This window comes from Amphritea balenae (genome assembly GCF_003858655.1).
In the GTDB taxonomy this organism is placed as follows: Bacteria; Pseudomonadota; Gammaproteobacteria; order Pseudomonadales; family Balneatricaceae; genus Amphritea; species Amphritea balenae.
The window spans coordinates 356,819-377,246 of record NZ_RQXV01000001.1; the positions used below are offsets into that span (position 1 = coordinate 356,819).

Genomic DNA, 20,428 nt, shown 5'->3' on the forward strand with positions numbered 1-20,428 from the left:
TACTATTTGGCCTCCTCAGCCTCTTATCCCTTCTATCGATTTCCTTTAGAATAAGCACTTACAACTGCTGCAATTGACGACGGATATAAAAAGACACTATGGAAAGACGTGTTGCTATTATTGGATACTCATACCGCCTTCCACAGACCGGACAAAACATCTTTTGGCAAGATCTGGTTAATGAAAAAGACCTGATTACAGAAGTAGCCCCATCCAGGTGGTCATTTGACAACCATCTTCACCCTGACCAAAAAAATCCCGGTACCTCATACACCTTTAAGGCCGGAACTCTGGGTGATATCAGTGGTTTTGATGCAGAGTTTTTTGGCATATCCCCCCGCGAGGCTGCCGTACTGGACCCTCAGCAACGCTACTTACTTGAGTTGACCTGGGAAGCTGTCGAACACGCTGGCATAAAGCCCTCCGAACTACGTAAAAGTGACAGCGGTGTTTATATTGGTATCTCAAGTGTTGAGTATGGCAACCGTATAGGGGACGATTTGGGTGTTGTAAATTCAAATACGGCAACCGGTAATACATCCAGCATTGCATCCAACCGCATATCCTATAACTTTGACCTGCGTGGTCCGAGTATGTCCATTGATACTGCCTGTTCATCATCAATGGTTGCCTTTCATCAGGCCTGCCAGTCGATCCTGAATGGTGAAGTCAGTAAGGCAATTACCGGCGGTATCAGCCTGCATATGCACCCTTTCGGTTTTATTATCTTCGCTAAAGCCACCATGCTGTCCCCTGACGGACGCTGTAAAGTGTTCGATGAATCGGCTAATGGCTATGTACGCTCAGAAGGCGGCGGTATCTTTTTATTAAAAGATTACGATCAGGCGGTTGCCGATGGCGATATCATTCACGCGATTGTGGCCGCAACAGAAGTGAATACCGACGGCCACAAGTCAGGCATGACAATTCCTTCATGTCAGTCGCAAACTGAACTGATGGAAAAAGCCTATCAAAAAGCCGGCATCAGTGCTGATCAGTTAGATTATATGGAAGCCCACGGCACTGGTACTCCGGTGGGTGATCCGATTGAAACCCGTTCTATCGGTAATGCTCTAGGCAAAAAAAGAGCCACCCCTCTGCCAATTGGCTCGGTCAAAAGTAATTTAGGTCACCTTGAACCAGCCTCTGGTGTTGCCGGCTTGGTTAAATCGCTGCTTGTTTTAAAACACCGGGCAATCCCAGCCACTATCAGCATGAAAAACCCAAATCCCGACATCAAATTTGATGAGTGGAATATACGGGTAGTCGACAAGTTGGAACCCCTCAAGGCAGAAGGTCGGTTAACCGTCGGTATTAACTCTTTCGGCTTTGGTGGCGCCAACGCCCATGTAATTTTACAAAGTGATGAACAGCGTTCACCTGAACCTTATACTGAACCTGACCAGCCACAACCCCTGCCAATCATCATCAGTGGTAAGAACACCAGTGCAATAAAGGCAAATGCCGCTGCGCTGAGTAATTTCCTGAGCAAGCATGAAGATGCTTCACTGTACGATATTGCCTGGAACTATAATAAAAACAAAGAACGACATTCCGATGCTGCATTGCTGTTTGCCGAAACTAAGCAAGAACTGATTGCGAAGCTAGGTTCTTTGTCAGAGTATAACAGCGAGAACCCTTCAGGTGATTATTTCACTGCTCAGGGACTTACTAATGCAGTAGGACCTGTATTTGTTTACACCGGCAATGGCTGTCAATGGGAAACCATGGGCAAAAAGCTGCTGGATACGTCAGACGTTTTTTATCAATCGATTGTAAAAGTTAACGAACTGTTTTCTCAATACGCCGACTTTTCTCTGATTGATGAAATTAAAGGACTGAATGGCGACAACCGTTTTGAATACACCGAGATAGCTCAACCAGCACTCTTTGCCCTGCAAGTAGCTATCACTGAATACCTGAAACAACAGGGTGTTACTCCTACTGCAGTAACTGGCCATAGTGTTGGTGAAGTGGCTGCGGCCTGGGCCAGTGGAGCCCTGTCCTTGGAGAGTGCGGTTAAAGTTATTTATTTACGCAGTTATTGCCAGGGAAAGACCAAAGGCATGGGTGCAATGAGCGCTGCAGGAGTCAGCTCAACAGAAGCAGAAGAGCTACTGCAACGACCTGAATTTAACCGGGTCTATCTTGCAGGAATTAACAGTCACCGGGGCATTACTCTGGCAGGCTGCCCGAATCAATTAGCAAACCTCGAAGCTCTGCTGGAAAGCCAGAAAACATTCAATATACGATTGCCGTTGGATTATGCATTTCATAGCCCGGTGATGGATTCTATTCATACTGAGCTTCTTAAACACCTTGATGGCCTCGCACCACAACCAACTAACGTCCCATTTATCTCTACAGTAACAGGTACTGAACTAAGCGGTGAAGAGTTAGATGCGAGCTACTGGTGGAACAATATTCGCCAGCCGGTTCTGTTCAAACAGGCACTGGATCTATTATTAGATCAACAAAATAACTGCTTTATCGAGATCGGTGCCCACCCGATTCTACGTAGCTACGTGCAGGACCAGGTACGGGAAAACAGTGCTGAAGCGGCGATAATTCCAACTCTGAACAAGAAAACAGGCGAGCTTCGCGAATTAGAGCAATGTACTGCGGCAGCCATATTGGCAGGCGTTGCAAGTCTCGATAAGTATTTTCCGGTTGCTGCGCAGCGCCTTGAGTTACCTGTATACGTTTGGCAAAAAGAACAACACTGGCATCCGGTATCATTGGAATCACACAATCTGATTCGCCGATATTCTGAGCATCCGTTATTGGGTGCTCCACTACCTCGTCAACCTCTGCATTGGGAAAATCAGCTGGATACGGTAAGACTGCCCTGGCTGGCAGATCACCAGGTAGGTGAAAGTGTCGTATACCCTGGTGCCGGATTTATTGAACTAGCGCTTAAAGCAGCAGGTCACTTCAGAGATGACGAGCAGATCGAGATAGAAGGCCTCGAAATTCTCTCACCTCTGATTCTGGAAGATGGCAGTAGTAAGGTGGTTCAAACCCGTTCTGATGCTGATTCGGGTGATATCAGAATTGTCAGTCGCACTTATTCAATATCAGACCAATGGACACTGAACTGTAAAGCCCGGGCAGCACATCAAACACTTGGCACAGCTCTCTCGACTGAGTTAAAAGAACTCCCTGATCGCGAGCCTGATTTCGACACCCAACTCCATCTACAGCGGACACTTGCTGCCGGCCTGCAATATGGACCGGCATTCAGCGCTGTTACCCATGGTTGGATAAACAAAAATGAAGTATTGGCTGAACTAAATCTACCAGACACTATTACGGACTCTGTTTCCGATTACCTGTTACATCCAGGTATTCTTGATAGCGCTATTCAGTTGGTCATACATTTTCTGATCAACGAGCTGGATTCCAGCCGCGGCACCGCTTTTATACCTACCCGTGTAGAGCGACTGGTGATAAACCGTAACGCATCAGAACAACCAAGCCGAATTAAACTATCGTTGCTAAAAAGGGCACCGCACTCACTGCTGACCCGGTTTGAGCTTTTTGACAGCAAGGGCGATGCCATAGCCGTTATGGAAGGTGTTCGTTTCAGAGCTGTTCGTCTTTACAAGGCAGGTTCTCATGAAATAGCCTACCTGGACTACCACCTGACAGCTGCACCAGAGCATGGCGTTACGCAAAAACCTATAGATCAGGCCTATGCACAGGTTCAAAAGGATAGCTCTGACCAGATCGAGCGCTATAAGAATGAAGTAGCACCGCTTCTGGATAACCTGATATTGCACGCACTTGCAGAGATGTTCGTTGCTGTTGAAGCTGACACAGAGTTATCAAATGATGCCTTTGCCACGCTTGATCTCAATGATCCGGATCGTCAGTCTCTGCGCCAGCATATCATCCACACCGCAGTAGACGCGGGTATATTGACTGGTAATGAAGATCAGTTTCAGGTCAGTGATCAGTTCAGGGATAACGAAATCACCAGCACTTTAATCTGGAATACATTAGTTCGGGATTATCCGGATTACTTTACCGCAATTCATCTGGCAGGCAGCACATCACTTAATCTGGCGCAACGCTTCATGGGCCAGACAGAACCTCTGCAGGTAACAGAAAGTTTCCAACGACTGTTCAGAGATCTGCTGACACAAACCGAGTACCCGATACTCTCATCGGTGCTACAACAGTGTATCCGGTCTGAACAACAAAACCTGAAGCCAGGCCAGAGATTGCAGCTTCTTGAAGTTGCAAGCATACAGCCTCACTACGCTCAAAGTCTTTGTGCCGAGCTTGATTTTAATCTTTCAGATTTTACTTTTGCCAGTAACAGCCCAGAAGCACTTGAACATTTTTCTCATCAGCAAGAACGTTATCCGCTGACAAATGTTATTGACCTCAGTCCTGAAGCTGATTATCAGGGCCCCGAGCGGTTCCCGATGGCGATACTAACGCTGGATAACTATGACATTCAGGGCAACCTGGCTCAGCTTGAGCAACTAAAGCTTATGCTTACCCCCGGTGCTACTGTCTATCTTAGTGGTATGAAACCAATTGGCTGGCTGGATACGGTATTCGGTGAAGCAACTGATTGGTGGCATCAGGAACAAAGCTGTCAGGTATCCGCTGATCAGTGGATCAGTACGCTGGCTGAACATGGTTTTATAGAACCCCGTCAAATCGGTGATAAAGACTCGGACCAGGGATTCTTCCTTATTACATGCCAATGGCCAGGTAAAACATCCGGCTCAGTTACGGTTAATGATTCTGCAACTGCAGAGCCCCACTGGCTGGTTATCAGTAAAGGAACAGAAACCGAGCAGCAGATCATCAGCTCTCTTGATCAGAAAGGTATTGCAGTTACTCTCACAGATACAAACACAGAGAGCGAACTGACTAAGCTGATTGCAGCTCAACAATCACCCGCTTTCACTCAGCTTTTGTTACTGAGTGATATTGGCAATAAAGATAACCTGTTACTCAGTCAGGCGAATCGCGCGTACCTGGCAACCATTACATCCCGAGCACTAGAAACAGCAGGCTCGAGCGCTGACATCTGGCTATTAACTCAGGGGGTAGGCAATACTATTCCTTCGGATCAGCCATTTGCTGAAACAACAGAAAACACACCTTCAGATGCCGCTATCTGGGGTTTTACCCGTACCCTCATGAATGAGTGCCTGAACAACCAGGTTCATCTGGTCGACCTGCCAGACAACCTGACCGAAGCATCGCTAAACGCTCTGGCTACTGAGCTCATGCGACCTTCAGCTGAAGCAGAATTAATAATTTCGGCAGCAGGACAACGTTTTGCGCCCCGCCTACGTCTGGAACAATCACCCGGCGCAGGCAAGAACACAGTCAATCAGGCTGAACCTTATATCTCCCTTGGCTTTGAATTGCCGGGCCAGCTACGTAGCTTACAATGGCAGGCAAGAACAGCACCTAAGCCCGGACCTGACGAAGTTGAAATAGAAGTTGCCGCAACCGGACTTAACTTCAGGGATATCATGTATGCCCTGGGCCTGCTTTCCGATGAGGCCATTGAAAACGGCTTTGCCGGAGCAACAATGGGACTGGAATTCTCCGGCAGGGTCATAAGTGTCGGCTCAGGGGTTACTAACTATCAGATCGGCGACCAAGTTGTAGGTTTTGGATCAGCCTGCTTTAGTAACCGCTTGATTGCTACTTCATACTCGATTGCGCCAATGCCTGAGGGCATTAGCTTCGAGGGTGCCGCAACGATCCCGACCACATTCTTAACGGTGTACTACGCCCTGCATCATCTGGCTCGCCTACAGCCCGGCGAAAAAGTTCTGATCCATGGCGCAGCGGGCGGAGTAGGTATCGCAGCTGTTCAGATTGCTCAATGGATGGGCGCTGAAATATTTGCCACTGTCGGCTCCGGGGAAAAGCGCGAATTTCTTGAATTGATGGGTGTGCCTGCGAATAGAATCTATAACTCCAGAGAGCTGACCTACGCTGAAGAGATTCTTAACGATACCACTGACTTTAATGATAGCAATCAAGGTGCCAGCAAAGGTGTCGATATTGTTCTCAATTCGCTAGCCGGAGAAGCAATCAATCAGAATTTCCGGGTACTTAAGCCTTTCGGTCGTTTCCTGGAGCTGGGTAAACGGGATTTTTATGAAAATACTCATATTGGCCTGCGCCCATTCCGCAACAATATCAGTTACTTCGGTATCGATGCTGACCAGTTACAGCAAGAATTACCCGACCTGACAGCTAAGCTGTTTGGCGAACTGATGCAGCTATTTAATGAAGGCACACTGTTCCCACTACCCTATACCAAGTTTAACGCTCATCAGATTGTCGATGCTTTTCGCTATATGCAACAGGCGAAACAGATAGGTAAGATCATCGTGACGTACGAACAGGGCCTGAAAGCGGATACAAGTGAAGTAGAGTCAAAGCCTGCAGAGCATTTGCAATTAAACCCGACCGCAACCTATATGGTTACTGGCGGACTGGGTGGTTTTGGCCTTCGTACAGCCCAATGGCTGGTCGATAAAGGTGCGAAACACTTACTACTTCTTAGCCGCAGGGGTAAGGCCTCAGATGAAGCTGCCGAATTCCTGCAGCAATGCAAGGCCCAGGGAGTTAATGCCAGAGCAGAAGCCTGTGATGTCACAGATAAAACTGCATTAAAAGCAGTTCTTAATCTGTGCAGCAATGAACTACCTCCTCTTAAAGGCATTGTGCATGCTGCAACTGTTATTAATGACAACCTGATTCGCAACCTTGATCAACAGCAGATTGAAACCAGTCTGGCTGCCAAAATGGTTGGCGCTGACAACCTGAATCAGCTGACCCGTGACCTGTCTCTTGACATGTTTGTGCTCTACTCTTCAGCCACCACCCTGTTGGGCAATCCGGGTCAGGCCGCCTATGTCGCGGCAAACCATTGGTTAGAAGCGCTAACGGCAACCCGTCGTAACAATGGTCTGGCTGCAACTTGCGTTCGCTGGGGGGCAATTGATGATGTCGGCTTCCTGGCCCGTAACGAAGAGATCAAGGACGCACTTCAAAATCGCCTGGGCGGCAATGCCCTTACGTCTGAAGATGGCCTTGCCGTACTTGAGCAAATGCTGATAAATAATAGTCAAAACCTCGGTGTAATGGAGCTCGACTGGGGTTCTCTCAGCCGCTTCCTGCCCAGCGCAACACAGAACAAGTTCCGGGAAATCTCACTGCTTTCTAACGATGCTGAACAGAGCGATGAGGACAAACTCGATCTCACAGCCATGATGCAGAGCATGTCCGAAGCTGAATTTCATGATGCAATACTTGAAATACTGACCCATGAACTGAGTGAAATCCTGATGATTTCTGCTACTAAAATAGATCCGGACAAGTCGATCTATGACATGGGTATGGACTCTTTAATGGGCGTAGAGTTAATGGCCGCCCTTGAAGCCAGAATTGGCATACAAATCCCGGTTATGGCGCTTACAGAAACGCCTAAACTATCTCAGTTAACTGGTAAAATAATCGCTCTGGCTGAGGGGGATCAGAGCAGCTCTGCAGAGCCTGACCCATCTAAAGAGGTTGAACGACTTGCGGCGCAGCACGGGGAATCAAGCGACGCAGAAATAACTGATCTGATTACACAGTCAGTTTCTTCTGATAATAAAAATCAGGAAAACACATAATGGCTGTAAATAAGCTTACCTCTGACCTGAAAAAGAAACTGATTCAGCAGTCTCTGCAGCGGCAGATGAAAAAAGTCGATGCTGACACCAAGAAACCAATTCGCTCGCTGGGTCAGGCAGAAATACCTGAAAAGTTTTATCGTTTCGACCAGCACCCTGGCTGCATTCAGATGAACATAATGAACAAAGGTGCGGAACAGCTTGGTGTTGAAAGCCCCTTTTTCCGGGTCCATGAAGGGGTAGCTGGCGCACTATCTGTTATTGATGGTAACGAAATAATTAACTTTGCCAGTTATAACTATCTGGGCTTAACGGGCCATCCGAAAGTTAATAAGGCGGCCAAGAAGGCAGTTGATCAATACGGTACTTCAGTATCAGCAAGTCGAATCGTTTCTGGTGAACGCCCGGTTCATCAGCAGCTTGAACAAGCCCTGGCCGATTTTTACGATGTTGACGATGCCGTTGTATTTGTCAGTGGTCATGCCACCAATGTATCAACCATAGGCTACCTGTTTGGCCCTAAAGACCTGATCATTCATGATGAATTCATCCATAACAGCTCTATCGTAGGTTCCCAGTTATCGGGGGCAAAGCGGCTGAGTTTTTCCCATAACGATATGGCCTCTCTGGAACAACTGCTGAAAGACAATCGACAACAGTTCGAACGGGTGCTGATTATTGTTGAAGGCCTTTACAGTATGGACGGGGATTTTCCTGACCTCATTAAGCTTGTTGAATTAAAGAAGCGCTACAAAACTTTTCTGATGGTCGATGAAGCTCATTCATTTGGTGTACTTGGTGATACAGGTAAAGGCTTGCGAGAAGAATTTAATGTCGCCAGTACCGATGTAGATATCTGGATGGGTACCCTGAGTAAAACCCTTTCCGGTTGTGGCGGATACATTGCTGGCGAGTCTGCACTGGTAGAGAACCTCAGGCACCTCGCCCCCGGCTTTCTCTACAGCGTTGGCATCCCTGCACCGGTTGCTGCCGCGGCAACCGCATCATTAGAGATAATTAAGGCAGAGCCTGAGCGTATACAAAAATTACACCAGATATCTGAATACTTCATCACCAGCGCACAACAACTGGGATTAGATATCGGAAAATCGCAAGGAACCGCCATTATTCCAGTTATTCTCGGTAGCTCACTAAAAGCCGCATCCATATCTTCAGAACTATTTAAACAAGGCATCAACGTACAGCCAATACTATACCCAGCAGTGCCAGAAAAGAGCGCCCGACTTCGATTTTTCCTGTGTTGTGACCATACAGAACAACAAGTCGATCAGACACTTGAGCTATTAAGTAAGTTAATATAACAGCATCAGTCAGGAAGACTAAATTGTCAGCTAGCATTAATAAAGTATTTTTATTATTACAAGGTCCACCTTCAAGCTTCAGTAAGTTACTGGGACAAGAACTAAAAAAACGTGGCGCAAAGTGCTACAGGATTAATCTCTGCCTGGGTGACTGGTTCTACTGGAATGGCAAAGACACTACCAATTATATGGGTAGTCTGGCTGACTGGCCTTCTTTTCTTAATCAATTCATTAAGCAGCATCAGGTTACAGATATTCTGTATTACGCTGACAGATTTCCCTACCACCGGGAAGCTATTAAAGTCGCAGGTGATAACAACATCAATGCGATAACCTATGAAAATGGTTATCTGCGCCCGCACTGGATCACTCTTGAACATAATGGAATGTCTAGGCTGTCACATTTTCCATCAGACCCGGAATATATCCTCTCTGAAGGAAAAAAATACCCAATGCCTGTCGCCGAAAAAAATCTGGGGCACCCTTTCTGGAAAGAAGCATTTCATGAGGTTTTCTTTAATCTGACAAACTTTTTTGATCTGCTGTTTTTTCGTAAATATCAGTCCGATAAAGTGTACAACCCTTTATTTGAGTACCTCCATTACATTCCCCGCTTGTTCAGGGAATCCAAGAACAACCTTATAGCAGAACAAATTACCGAGCAGTTATATAAAGAGAATAGTGGCTTTTTTATCTTTCCATTGCAGATGCAAAATGATTATCAGCTCAGAGAAAACTCTCCTTTTGATCATCAGTCTGAAGCTATCGCTATGGCGATCAAAGCATTTAGTATCAGTGCACCAACCGGCCACAAGTTATTATTCAAGATCCACCCTCTCGACAACGGTATAGAAGAGTGGAGTAAAATTATATCAACCCTGGCACAGCAATCAGGAATTGAGGACAAAGTCCTGTTTATTGATGGCGGCAATCTGAATAAGATAATTAAGCGCTGTAACGGAATTATTACAATAAACAGTACAGTCGGTGTACACGGTGTACTAAAAGAGATCCCCGTCATTAATCTGGGGTATGCCATGTATGATATTCCAGGGCTTACCAGTCAACAAAACCTTAATGATTTTTTCATTAATCCGGAAAAGCCTGACCCAGAACTGATCGATAGCTTTGTCCGCCTTGCCGCTGTAAGCATACAAGTTCAGGGAAGCTTTTATTCTAAAAGAGGAAGAACACTAGCCATTAAACTGATTTGTGACAAGCTTATTAACAGTCAGGTTAATCAACCAAATGCGTTCGTCACAACGCCCCCGCGCATGGAGCATAAATAGTCTATGAGCAAGACGAAAAACCGTGCAGTTCTGTTTCTTCAGGGCCCCCTATCAATGCTCTACAAGCATATTGGAAATCAGCTAAAGAGTGAGGGTGTCAGAGTCCATCGGATCAATCTCTCCCTGGGAGACTGGCTCCATTGGCATGGCCCTGAATCTATCAGCTATCGTCGCTCACGAGAAGAATGGCCGGGCTTTATCGCTGACTATATGAAACAACACGACATTACAGATCTAGTGTTACATGGCGACTCACGCTGGTATCACAAACATGCTATTACTGAAGCCCGGCAACTTAATATTCAGGTAATCGTCACTGAACTTGGCCTGATCAGGCCGGGTTGGCTGAGTTTGGAAAAAGATGGACTAGGACTGAATTCTCATTTTCCTGATGACCCCGAACAAATTTTGAAAACAGCCAGTCAGTTACCTGAAATAGAAAACCCGGAACCATTCAGACATCCATTCTGGATCAAAGCACTCTTTGATGCCTCCTATAACCTTATAAACTGCATTTTTTGGTTTACCTATCCTCACTTTATCCGCCATACACCACATTTCCCATTACTTGAGTACCCTCGATGGATACCCAGACTGCTTAATGAAAAAAAACGAAACAAATATGCAACTAGCTGTATTAACGAGCTGATCAATAACAATGAGCGCTTCGTTGTCTTTCCATTACAACTAAGCGGTGACTTTCAAATCAGGGCTCATTCGCCCTTCCCCTCTATGCGGGAAGCAATTGAACTGGTATTGAACAACTTTGCCAAGTCTGCACCCGAAGGTATGAAGCTACTAATTAAGCAACATCCTTCTGATAATGGGTTAGACAAGCTTAAGCAACATACCTTGGCAAAGGCCAGCAAGCTGGGTATTTATGACCGGATAATATACATTGACGGTGGCAGTCTGGATCTAGCAACAGCGGCCTCTCAGGGTATGGTAACCGTCAATAGCACCGCCGGAATCGAAGCCCTGCAGCATTATATCCCGGTTAAAACTCTGGCACCCGCACTATACAGCATGCCAAAACTAACACACCAGGGAGACCTGAGTTCATTCTGGCACTCCCCAGAACAGCCTCAGCATCGCTATGTAGATGCGCTGATTAAACTTCTGCTAAATGCGACCCAGGTAAAAGGTGCTCTGTATGGTGATAGCGCGATTGAACATGGAAGCAGGAATATTTGTCTGCGCATTGTTGAAAACAGAGTCAGTCAACCCGGAGCCTATCTGGATCATGCACCCAGATTAAAGAAAGCAGACTGGAAAAATTGAATAGTGAGAATTTAAAATCTTTACTTAATATCCTTTCGCATTTTAAAGACCACAGAGTCTGGGAAAAACCTGCCGACCAGGGGGATACTAAATATTTTATACGTGACAAAACCCAGCCGCTCATAGAACCTGATCGCTTTTTCATTTTTTTGATAAACTTCAAGATCTAAACTGCCCAGACCTCGAAGTTTTAGCTCACCAAATAAAAAGTCGATCAAGCTTTCACCTAACCCTTTTCCTCGATATTCTTCAGACACATATAATTTAAAAAGATAACACTCAGAACGACTGTATCGCATCTCAAACAAACGATATAAACCAAACTTAAAACTACCAGAGAGCATACCAAATTCAGCAATAAAATCTTTTAATCCCGCATCATAGGGGCCAACGCCATCCCTATAAATTGCTGCATAGCCAACCAGCTTATCGGCACACCGAACTCCGACAAAGCGATCCCACCTGATTACTTTTGCAAAAAATTTTTTTTGGATCTCATCACTCCCCATAAAAAAACGCAACGTTGCTTTGCCAACAGAAACTTGCTCAATTTCATCGGGAACAGGCTTATAATCAGAATTAAAAAGAGAAAAGTGATATGCCCTTCCATGTACTTCAATTGCTTTAACCGGGGTATTACCGCATTCAGAATAATCCTCTCTATGGCTCATTCTCATTTCCCGGTGTAGTTAAGTAATTTTAAAATTCTATGCGAAATTGTTGAAGGTAAAACCATCAAAAACCATGTCCCCAGATTTAAGGGAAAAGGAAAACTGACCTTTGCCCTGTTTTTCTTAACACCTTGTTTGATAAGAGTAGCAGCCTTATCCGCAGACAGAAGAAAAGGTTTAGGACCCGGCATTGCGTCACACATATCAGATTTCACATAACCCGGCATCACTACTGTAACCCCCACACCAGTATCTGCCAACCAGCCTCTCAACCCTTCACCATAAGCCTTAATAGCTGCTTTACTGGCACTATAACTAGGAGTAACAGGCAAACCGAAATAAGCCGCTAAAGAACTTACTAATACAATCTGTCCTCGCTTACGCTTACGCATAGCCTTCGCCAACTGATCTGACATTAACAATGTGCTTTTGACATTAAGGCCTAATAACTGCTCTATCTCTTTGGGGTTTTCACCTTCTGATTTAGCACCCGTATTAATATTGATACCGGCATTGGCAAAGAAAAGATCTATCGGATATAACGAATCAAGCTCGGCTAACCAAAGAGACATAGCATCAGTATCAAGTAGATCACAGCTATGACAAAACACAGAAGCTCCCAGATCCTTGCACCTTTGCGCCAAAGCATCTAAGGCTTCCTTACGGCGGCCATGTAGATGCAATACAACACCGTCACAGGCATAGCTAAGGGCTAGTGCACTTCCGATTGCCCCAGTAGCACCGGTAATCAATATTTTTGTCACAGGCCTGCCCTGTTATACATTTGATTTCACTCCAAAGCACTATAAACACTTATATTCAACAAAAACGTATTAAGCCATATTAGCCGACGATCTCATTTCGGCTCTCCTCTGCTTACAATCTAACACTTTTATTTAGCTTTAAAATTCTTAAGCCGTAAAATAGTCAGATCAGGCAATACAAAAGAGTGATTCTAAAAAGCTAAATCTTTATTCACACACACAAAAATCACATCATAAACCTAAAAACTTTAGAATCTCTTGAATATATAAATTTTATTTAATTTTTATCTCAAATGAGTCGTTTAATCTTTCTAACCCCTGTGAACAGTTTATTATATAGAGGGCTATGCTTCTTATTTGACGACTTTAGTGCATTACCTGCTTGTTGTAATCGATGTGCTTTTTCAGGGTCAGTTTTTTCGAAATACGTTGCAGCATCCAGCAGGTCATCACATTTAAGATTAGAGAGTGGTTCAATCGCTTTAAATATATTTGTAATCGCTCTATTCGCACTTACCTCATCCCATACATCTCCAGGTTCATCGGGATAAGAGGAAAAATCATCACCAAAAATATGCTCACTGTCTGACGAAAGGTTGTAACGTAAATTTAATAATTTATTGGACTCTTTAAAGCGGGAATAAAAGTTTTGTGCATCGCTAGAAGAAGGTAGTAATTTTCCGTCGTTATTAGAATTCCGTCTAAGTAACTTTTCAAGATCTCCTTTAGGTAAACTGTGATTAATAAGGTGACCAACTTTAGTTTTTTCAAAACCATGAGAAGTATTAACCTGTGAAGTATCAACATCTTCGTTTATACCTAAAAAAGAAAAGAAATCTATAACCGCGTCCCCACCTACTAATTCACCCTTGTCAAACAAACGGATAGCAATGTTATCCTTACCAAAAGCATTCTCCCAATAAGAAATCTTCTGATTATAATTGAGATAATCGTCATACTGATCCCAATCAGATGGTAAAGCCTTATAGCTCGAGGAATAATAAAAACTGGCTGGGTAATTCTTTTTCTTAGAACCCTGTTGATAATGAGAAATTACTAATTTATCTTGCCGCCTGATATATATAATAATGACAACCTGGGAAAAATGAGGTTTACAAGCCTCTGCAAGATCCATAATATCCTGTGGATCCATTAGCCAGGAGAAAGCCTCACCAGACATGATAACATCCCCGGAAAGCTTAGTGAGCTGATTCACTAATTGGGATAACTGCTTTATCTTCCCGGTTCCAAAATTCTCAAAGTTTTTTTTAGAAAATTTAATCCAGCTAGAGCAGTTTCTTACACTTGTCCCTTCCGGACTGATAGTAAAATAACTATAGCCATGTGAAGATAGCAGCTCCTTGTGAGTAAACAAAGCACGTTGAATTGATGTGGTTCCCGTTTTATGACAACCTATATGCAAATATAACTTACCCATATATACCAACCTAATTACAAAGAATAAAAAATGCAGGGAAACTTAAGTTAAACATAAAACAACAATCAAAATCTTTTAGACTTAATATCTAAAATCTCACCTTCAAGATAATTTATTTTCTTCATTAGCATAGTAATTATGCCTGCATAGACAGAGTTCATTGCCACAGGATCTATTCCATTAAGTCCTTTCCAGTCATTAAACTCTTCCGAAGAGTACTCAAACAAATCACGACCTGAACGATCTTTCATAAACCTATCAACTACGATCTGATTTTCTTCATTAAAAAACTCAATAATAGACAATCTCTTTTGTGGAGATAATAAAGGTTGATCAAAATTTTTAAAGCGAGGTTGGTCTGCTAGTGTAAAGAAATGATCTTCAAGCTGAGCGCGAACTTTCGGGGCAGGTAAGCTTAAACCACGATTAAACTCTCTCTTTATAATCATTAGGTCTCGTGGCAACCCTATATTACCTTCACGAACATTCTTTTCTGGTTGTTCAAGGTCATCGACAATAGGGCCATCAATAAAATTCAAAAAGGTAGAAATAACATTAAACTCTGGCTTTCCTTTCTGATAAACAAACACATTTATATTATCATCACCAAAAACATCACCCCACTGAGAGAGAATTGAACCATAAAATGGGGCAACTTGCTTTCGCTCAAAGTGATCGAATGTATTTCTAAAGTTATGCGCTTTAACTACATTATTATACATTGACATTAACCAGTCATCCTGACGCCTTAACCAAGTAACAATTTGAACATCAAAATCATGAAAATTATTATTAATGATCTGAGCAACGTTCTTAAAAAAAGGTAAAGCCTGACCTATCGCACGATCATCTCTATCGGGTGTCAATCCTGCATAATCAAAGAAAAACTCAGAACTTAAAATAACTGTATGGATTTTGAACTTTTTTATATCCCTTTTGATTTTTTTAACGAAACCAGATACAGATAATTGGTCCCCACCACCTGGAAAAACAGACGGAGATCCAGCCTCCTCAGAAAGTGCTCTAACAAAAGGATAATGCTGTTTTTGTCCAAAATCTGGATAATAAAACCCACATTTCTTAAGCTTATTTCTATTATGATAAAGTAAACTTTGCAAAGCACTAGTACCAGTTTTTGGCATACCTAAGTGAACATAAACCTTTACTTTTCTCAAAACAAACCTCAACCAAAATAGAATTAAGAATAAACCGCCAACCTAACAACCATCTCTTACCAATAAATCTTACAAAAGAACTGATTATATATAATCTTCATATAATCATAAAAAGAGAACTCACCATTCAAAAACAACTTCCTGTTTTTTAAATAAAAAAACAATACATAAAATGAAGCAGAAAACCTATTTCTAATTTTTTTACCTGAAGACAGTACGCCCGAATAGACAATCATATGATGCCTACCAAAGGAACATTCAGACATCAGCTGTTCACGCTCTCGAACTGAACTTTTGCCTACCTTTTTCATTTCCTTCTTAAGATGCTGCCCAAGAGGACGGCTATGACAGACTGCTAACTCGTCGATTATCGATATCTTTTTATACTTCTCTGTAACAAACTTATGCCACAACCAGTCAATACCACAACCACTTTTAGTGTTTTCGAAATATGGCAATGATTTTTTCAGCTGCTCCTTAGATAAAATAGGCGCCATGATCTCAACCATGCTTACATGACGGTGCCTGAATCCGGGACATTGTAGTGTTAGTTTATGAGAATAGTAACTATCTAGCGTTAAAGCCGGCTGAGATAGCTCAAACTTATTTTTTGCTACATAGCTAAATAGTTTATCAATATGCAAAACATCACATTCTATATCATCATCGACAAGCCAGAAATATTCATACTTTTCAATTAAAGTAGGATTATCTGAAAAGAAATTAAATATACCATCCCACTTTCCACCTTTAAAATAATGAAGATAATCAATATGGTGTTTATCTGGAAAAGCTATATCCTGATAGCGGCTTATAGCTAAATCCCAAGACCTAAGATTCCTTGGATGAGTCAACCAATTTTGAATATGATGATCACACCCTGTACGAACTAGCACTAATCCTTTCTTTTCCAAATTGTTACCTAATATCTATGCAGAAAATTAAATAATTAATTCCATTTTTCAAGCACATCTAATGCTGATCGTATTGTTACATCCATATCCATATATTTATATGTCCCCAGGCGTCCTACGAATGTAATGTTTTTTTCATTTCTGGTTCTCGCCAAGTACTGCTCCAGCAGATCATTTCCACCTACGACTGTTATCGGGTAATAAGGAATATCTCCAGGCTCACAGTTTCTACTGTATTCTTTATAACAAATTGACTTACTGTGTGTTTCCCAAGGAGAGAAATGCTTATGTTCTGTAATCCTGGTAAAAGGTACAGACTCATCACAATAATTCATAACCGCACAACCCTGAAAGTCACCACTCTCTTCAGACTTTTCAAAATCTAATGTCCGATACGGTAAATGACCAAGATCATAATCATAGTACCCATCAACAGGCCCTGAATAAAAAACATGATCAAAGCGTTCCACCATAGAAGATGAAAATTCACTATTTAGTTTAACCTGTATATCAGGATGGGAGAGAATATTCTCCACCATTTCTGTATAACCCTCTGAAGGCATTCCCTGGTATTGATGAAAGAAATAATTATCGTTGTAATTGAAACGAACAGGCAAACGTTTCAGGATACTTGCCGGAAGTTCTTTAGGATTTACACCCCACTGCTTTAGTGTATATCCATGAAAAAAAGCTTTGTACAACTCAGTACCTAACAGACGCATGCCCTGCTCTTCAAAACTCTTTGGATCAACGATACTAGTATCAGCCTGCTGTGCAATAAACTCCTCAGCTTCAGATGGTGAGAGCGTCTTATTAAAAAACTGATTAATTGTGTGTAAATTAATTGGTAATGAAAAGACCCTCCCCCCTGTCGTCGCTTTTACACGGTTCACATAAGGCTTGAAATCCATGAAGCGATTAACATAGTCCCAAACTTCAGAATCATCCGTATGAAATATATGGGGCCCATATACATGAACCATTACATCCGTATTTTTATCCCGCTCAGTATGACAGTTTCCTGCTATATGATCTCGTTTCTCATATATAGTAACCTTATGTCCTTTTTCGGCCAGCCCTCTTGCGATAACAGCACACGAAAGACCCGCTCCAGCCATGGCGATATTTTTGTTCATTTCTTTATATAACTCCAAATTTCATCAACGCAGGAACAAGAAAAAATCTCTTAATCATAAACATTAAAAATACCTACTTATCCAATATTCGGGCTTAATCAAATCCTTATAGTCCGACTGATACTTGCTCTTAAGAGAAGGGTAATTATTCTTTAAAGAGATATAAGCTTTAATGAATCTGAACAACATGGAAAAAAACTGTTTTCTTGACCTTGAAAACTTAACAAAAGTAAGACCGTCTCTCTGCTTTACAACAAACTCATCCATAAACATAACTTTTCCAATTGTTACATCACGAGCATCAACGTATTTACTATTTTTAGTTTTAAATGAAAACATATTCCTAACAAATGCTAAGACCCATACAAGAATAGTAGGACAGTTCCCAATCAAAGAATTAAAATGTGTTTCTTTCTGTAAAGGCGACGTATTATTATCAATAGACTTGGGGCCAAAATCCCTTACAATATTTCGAATATCAGCCAATTTTCCTGGGTCACAAGTCAGCGTTTCCTCCGACCCAGCCAAATAATCTTCTATCGCTTTTATGCATAACTGAGCTGAATGGTATCTACAAGTTAATAAGTCCCTTAAGAAGATCGCAGTCAAACTTGACAGTTCATCTTTTATGTTTCTTTCAGCATAATGAATTGATCTCAAAACCAAGCGATTCTTTACTTCATAATAATACTGCCAACCATCAAGCTTTAAATAAAACGGTTCATGCCAGACAACTAGCCCCGGTATAACAACCGTTTCAATCCCCGCTCTATTTAATCTAACCCCGTACTCAATATCATCACCACGAATAAAACATGGCATAGGGTATTTTACTTTTTCTACCGATTTTCTTGAAACACAAAAATACCACCACCCATTATAATCAAGCTTTTTCTGCACATTCAGTATGTCCAAGGAATCAACCTCTGACATACTAATATTATGATCAATCGGTTTCGGGGTTAATGTCTTTTCCTTTAATACAGCCCCATTTTCATATAAAACTGAAGGCTTTAAAATATCAAGCATCTGCCCGCCAACGGCAATATCTTCAGTTGAATATTTCAAAAAACCAAACAGACGCTCAAGGCTATAGGGCTCAAACATTATATCGTCATCACATAAGAGAACATGAGATATTTTCTTAATACTTAAAAGTTCATGAATACCTCTTGTAAAACCACCACAGCCGCCTAAGTTTTCCTGATTAACGACATTTATTAATCCATTATTATTATCAAGAAAAGAATAAAAAGACTCTTCGCCCTTAAAGTCGTCCCCCTGATTAACAATTATTATTTTTTCTACAGCAGATTTTGAAATATCATTTTCAATAATAGAACGAACTACTTTATCTAAATACTCAACTCTGTTGTACGTAGCAAAGCATACCCCAATTGAAACGTTTTTATTTTCAACCCCATCAAGACAACACCATTCTAACGACTCTATTTCAATATCATCAATAGCCTTAATTTCAACCCATAGGCGGGAATCAAACGTCGATTCACATTGATCTAAGCAATATTTAAAATCAATAAGTTCATTATCATCAGAGGAACACTTATTAATTAGCTCCCTTGCTGAAGAGGCTCTCTTTCTAAAGATAGATACTTCACATTCACCCTTTACTTTTACCCTAATGGATATATTTTTAACGCTTGTATGCTTCAACCATACAGATTCAAAAAATGAAGCAAAGAGGCTATCAAATTTAACTAACGTTCCTTTTGAAACGATTAGTTTTGAGCCATTGTAATAGGGAGAGGGTCCAAATTTTTTTTTGTTAAAGGAATAGGACAGTGTTTCAAAGTCACCATCCACATTCACTGGAACACTATATAGAACTTCCACTTCACCACCTTATAAGATCGATCAATCCCGATGATCTTTAATTATCAGTATCAGCATTTGCATTATCAAACTGAGAAAAATCATAATAATTGCGAAAACCGTTGTGTTATAGAGTCTTCGAGGCTCTATAGCGTACTCTGGATAGGTCGGTTGCTGTAAAACTGATACCTGCTTCAGTTTTCTGGCCGCCTCAATACGGGTTCCTTCAAGAGCAACTAAAGCTGCCGAATAACTTTCTTGTGCAAAACGTGCTTTGAGCTCTAATACCTGATACTGAATCGATAAAACGTTTAAAGCATTGCCTGATTGTTTTGCCATTCGTTGCTGTTCAGCAGCTATCTGATCACTAAGAGCATCTATCTGACTCTGCACCCTAACCATTTCAGGGGATGTCTTACTCTGAAAACTTAACAATGACGCTTTTTTAATTTTAAGGCCAGACAGCTCTCCTTCGAGATTTGCTACAACCCCACTCAGACTTTCGACAGTTCCCGTTGGAGAAACCAGGCCCTGTTCATTCTGGTAGTTGATCAGGGCTTGCTGTGCTATATCAAACTCTGAACTCAACTCTGAAACCTGCAGTTGTAAAAAACTAACCTGCTCTTGAGCCAGACGCTGCCCCATACTGTTCATATGCGCCTCCCCCTGGCTTAACAAAAAATTGGATATGGAATAAGCCATTTCAGGTGAAAATGCCTCAACCTTTATACGAAGTACCTGGGCATACTCATCCAGCTCAACCTGAATACGCTTAAGATAATACTCATGTAATTCTTCAAGACTAACGTCCGCTGAACTTAATCGACTGACCAGATCAATCGAATCTTTAGAGTAGTGAGCTCTGAAATCCAACTCTTCTTCGAGTTTATTCATCATGTCAACGGATAACAGGTAGTCACGTAGTAACAACATATCAC

12 protein-coding genes are annotated in these 20,428 nt (G+C 42.2%); 4 read left to right on the forward strand and 8 right to left on the reverse strand.

Going from position 1 to position 20,428, the window contains the following annotated elements:
- The first annotated feature begins 98 nt into the window (after positions 1-98).
- Genes EHS89_RS01740 through EHS89_RS01755 form a run of 4 tightly spaced genes read left to right on the forward strand, consistent with a single transcriptional unit; the run spans position 99 to position 11,559 of the window.
- Entirely contained in the window at positions 99-7,667 is a 7,569-nt protein-coding gene (locus tag EHS89_RS01740; protein WP_124924381.1) for a type I polyketide synthase, read from the forward strand.
- Positions 7,667-8,989 (forward strand): aminotransferase class I/II-fold pyridoxal phosphate-dependent enzyme, encoded by a 1,323-nt coding sequence (locus EHS89_RS01745; protein WP_124924382.1) that lies wholly within the window; start codon positions 7,667-7,669, stop codon positions 8,987-8,989. The genes EHS89_RS01740 and EHS89_RS01745 overlap by 1 nt, the downstream gene beginning before the upstream one ends.
- A gap of 23 nt (positions 8,990-9,012) precedes the next feature.
- Positions 9,013-10,278 (forward strand): capsule biosynthesis protein, encoded by a 1,266-nt coding sequence (locus EHS89_RS01750; protein WP_124924383.1) that lies wholly within the window; start codon positions 9,013-9,015, stop codon positions 10,276-10,278.
- 3 nt (positions 10,279-10,281) lie between these two features.
- Positions 10,282-11,559 (forward strand): capsule biosynthesis protein, encoded by a 1,278-nt coding sequence (locus tag EHS89_RS01755; RefSeq protein ID WP_124924384.1) that lies wholly within the window; start codon positions 10,282-10,284, stop codon positions 11,557-11,559.
- Positions 11,560-11,579: 20 nt separating this feature from the next.
- Here the strand turns inward: EHS89_RS01755 and EHS89_RS01760 are convergent, their stop codons facing one another.
- The 8 genes from EHS89_RS01760 to EHS89_RS01795 form a co-directional block, all read right to left on the reverse strand.
- On the reverse strand, positions 11,580-12,230 hold the full coding sequence (locus EHS89_RS01760; protein ID WP_170167383.1) for a GNAT family N-acetyltransferase: 651 nt from the start codon (positions 12,228-12,230) through the stop codon (positions 11,580-11,582).
- 2 nt (positions 12,231-12,232) lie between these two features.
- Entirely contained in the window at positions 12,233-12,994 is a 762-nt protein-coding gene (locus tag EHS89_RS01765; RefSeq protein WP_124924386.1) for an SDR family NAD(P)-dependent oxidoreductase, read from the reverse strand.
- A gap of 289 nt (positions 12,995-13,283) precedes the next feature.
- Positions 13,284-14,432, reverse strand: a complete 1,149-nt coding sequence (locus EHS89_RS01770) for a hypothetical protein (protein WP_124924387.1) — start codon at positions 14,430-14,432, stop codon at positions 13,284-13,286.
- Between the two features lie 65 nt (positions 14,433-14,497).
- The gene (locus EHS89_RS01775) at positions 14,498-15,607 is read right to left on the reverse strand and encodes a hypothetical protein (RefSeq protein WP_124924388.1); all 1,110 of its coding nucleotides are present in this window, start codon (positions 15,605-15,607) and stop codon (positions 14,498-14,500) included.
- A 56-nt stretch (positions 15,608-15,663) separates the two neighbouring features.
- A complete protein-coding gene (locus EHS89_RS01780) occupies positions 15,664-16,521 on the reverse strand; it encodes a DUF707 domain-containing protein (protein ID WP_170167384.1) in 858 nt (285 codons plus the stop codon).
- Positions 16,522-16,556: 35 nt separating this feature from the next.
- The gene (gene glf, locus EHS89_RS01785; protein ID WP_124924390.1) at positions 16,557-17,657 is read right to left on the reverse strand and encodes a UDP-galactopyranose mutase; all 1,101 of its coding nucleotides are present in this window, start codon (positions 17,655-17,657) and stop codon (positions 16,557-16,559) included.
- A 63-nt stretch (positions 17,658-17,720) separates the two neighbouring features.
- Entirely contained in the window at positions 17,721-19,511 is a 1,791-nt protein-coding gene (locus EHS89_RS01790; RefSeq protein ID WP_124924391.1) for a glycosyltransferase, read from the reverse strand.
- A 21-nt stretch (positions 19,512-19,532) separates the two neighbouring features.
- The gene (locus EHS89_RS01795; protein ID WP_308430927.1) at positions 19,533-20,423 is read right to left on the reverse strand and encodes a KpsE/RkpR family capsule polysaccharide export protein; all 891 of its coding nucleotides are present in this window, start codon (positions 20,421-20,423) and stop codon (positions 19,533-19,535) included.
- Positions 20,424-20,428 lie beyond the last annotated feature (5 nt).

Bases quoted from the DNA above. Each gene is read 5' to 3' on its own strand.
- EHS89_RS01795 (WP_308430927.1), bottom strand. From the start codon at position 20,423: ATGTTGTTACTACGTGACTACCTGTTATCCGTTGACATGATGAATAAA.
- EHS89_RS01760 (WP_170167383.1), bottom strand. From the start codon at position 12,230: ATGAGCCATAGAGAGGATTATTCTGAATGCGGTAATACCCCGGTTAAA.
- EHS89_RS01755 (WP_124924384.1), top strand. From the start codon at position 10,282: ATGAGCAAGACGAAAAACCGTGCAGTTCTGTTTCTTCAGGGCCCCCTA.
- glf (WP_124924390.1), bottom strand. From the start codon at position 17,657: ATGAACAAAAATATCGCCATGGCTGGAGCGGGTCTTTCGTGTGCTGTT.
- EHS89_RS01740 (WP_124924381.1), top strand. From the start codon at position 99: ATGGAAAGACGTGTTGCTATTATTGGATACTCATACCGCCTTCCACAG.
- EHS89_RS01770 (WP_124924387.1), bottom strand. From the start codon at position 14,432: ATGGGTAAGTTATATTTGCATATAGGTTGTCATAAAACGGGAACCACA.
- EHS89_RS01745 (WP_124924382.1), top strand. From the start codon at position 7,667: ATGGCTGTAAATAAGCTTACCTCTGACCTGAAAAAGAAACTGATTCAG.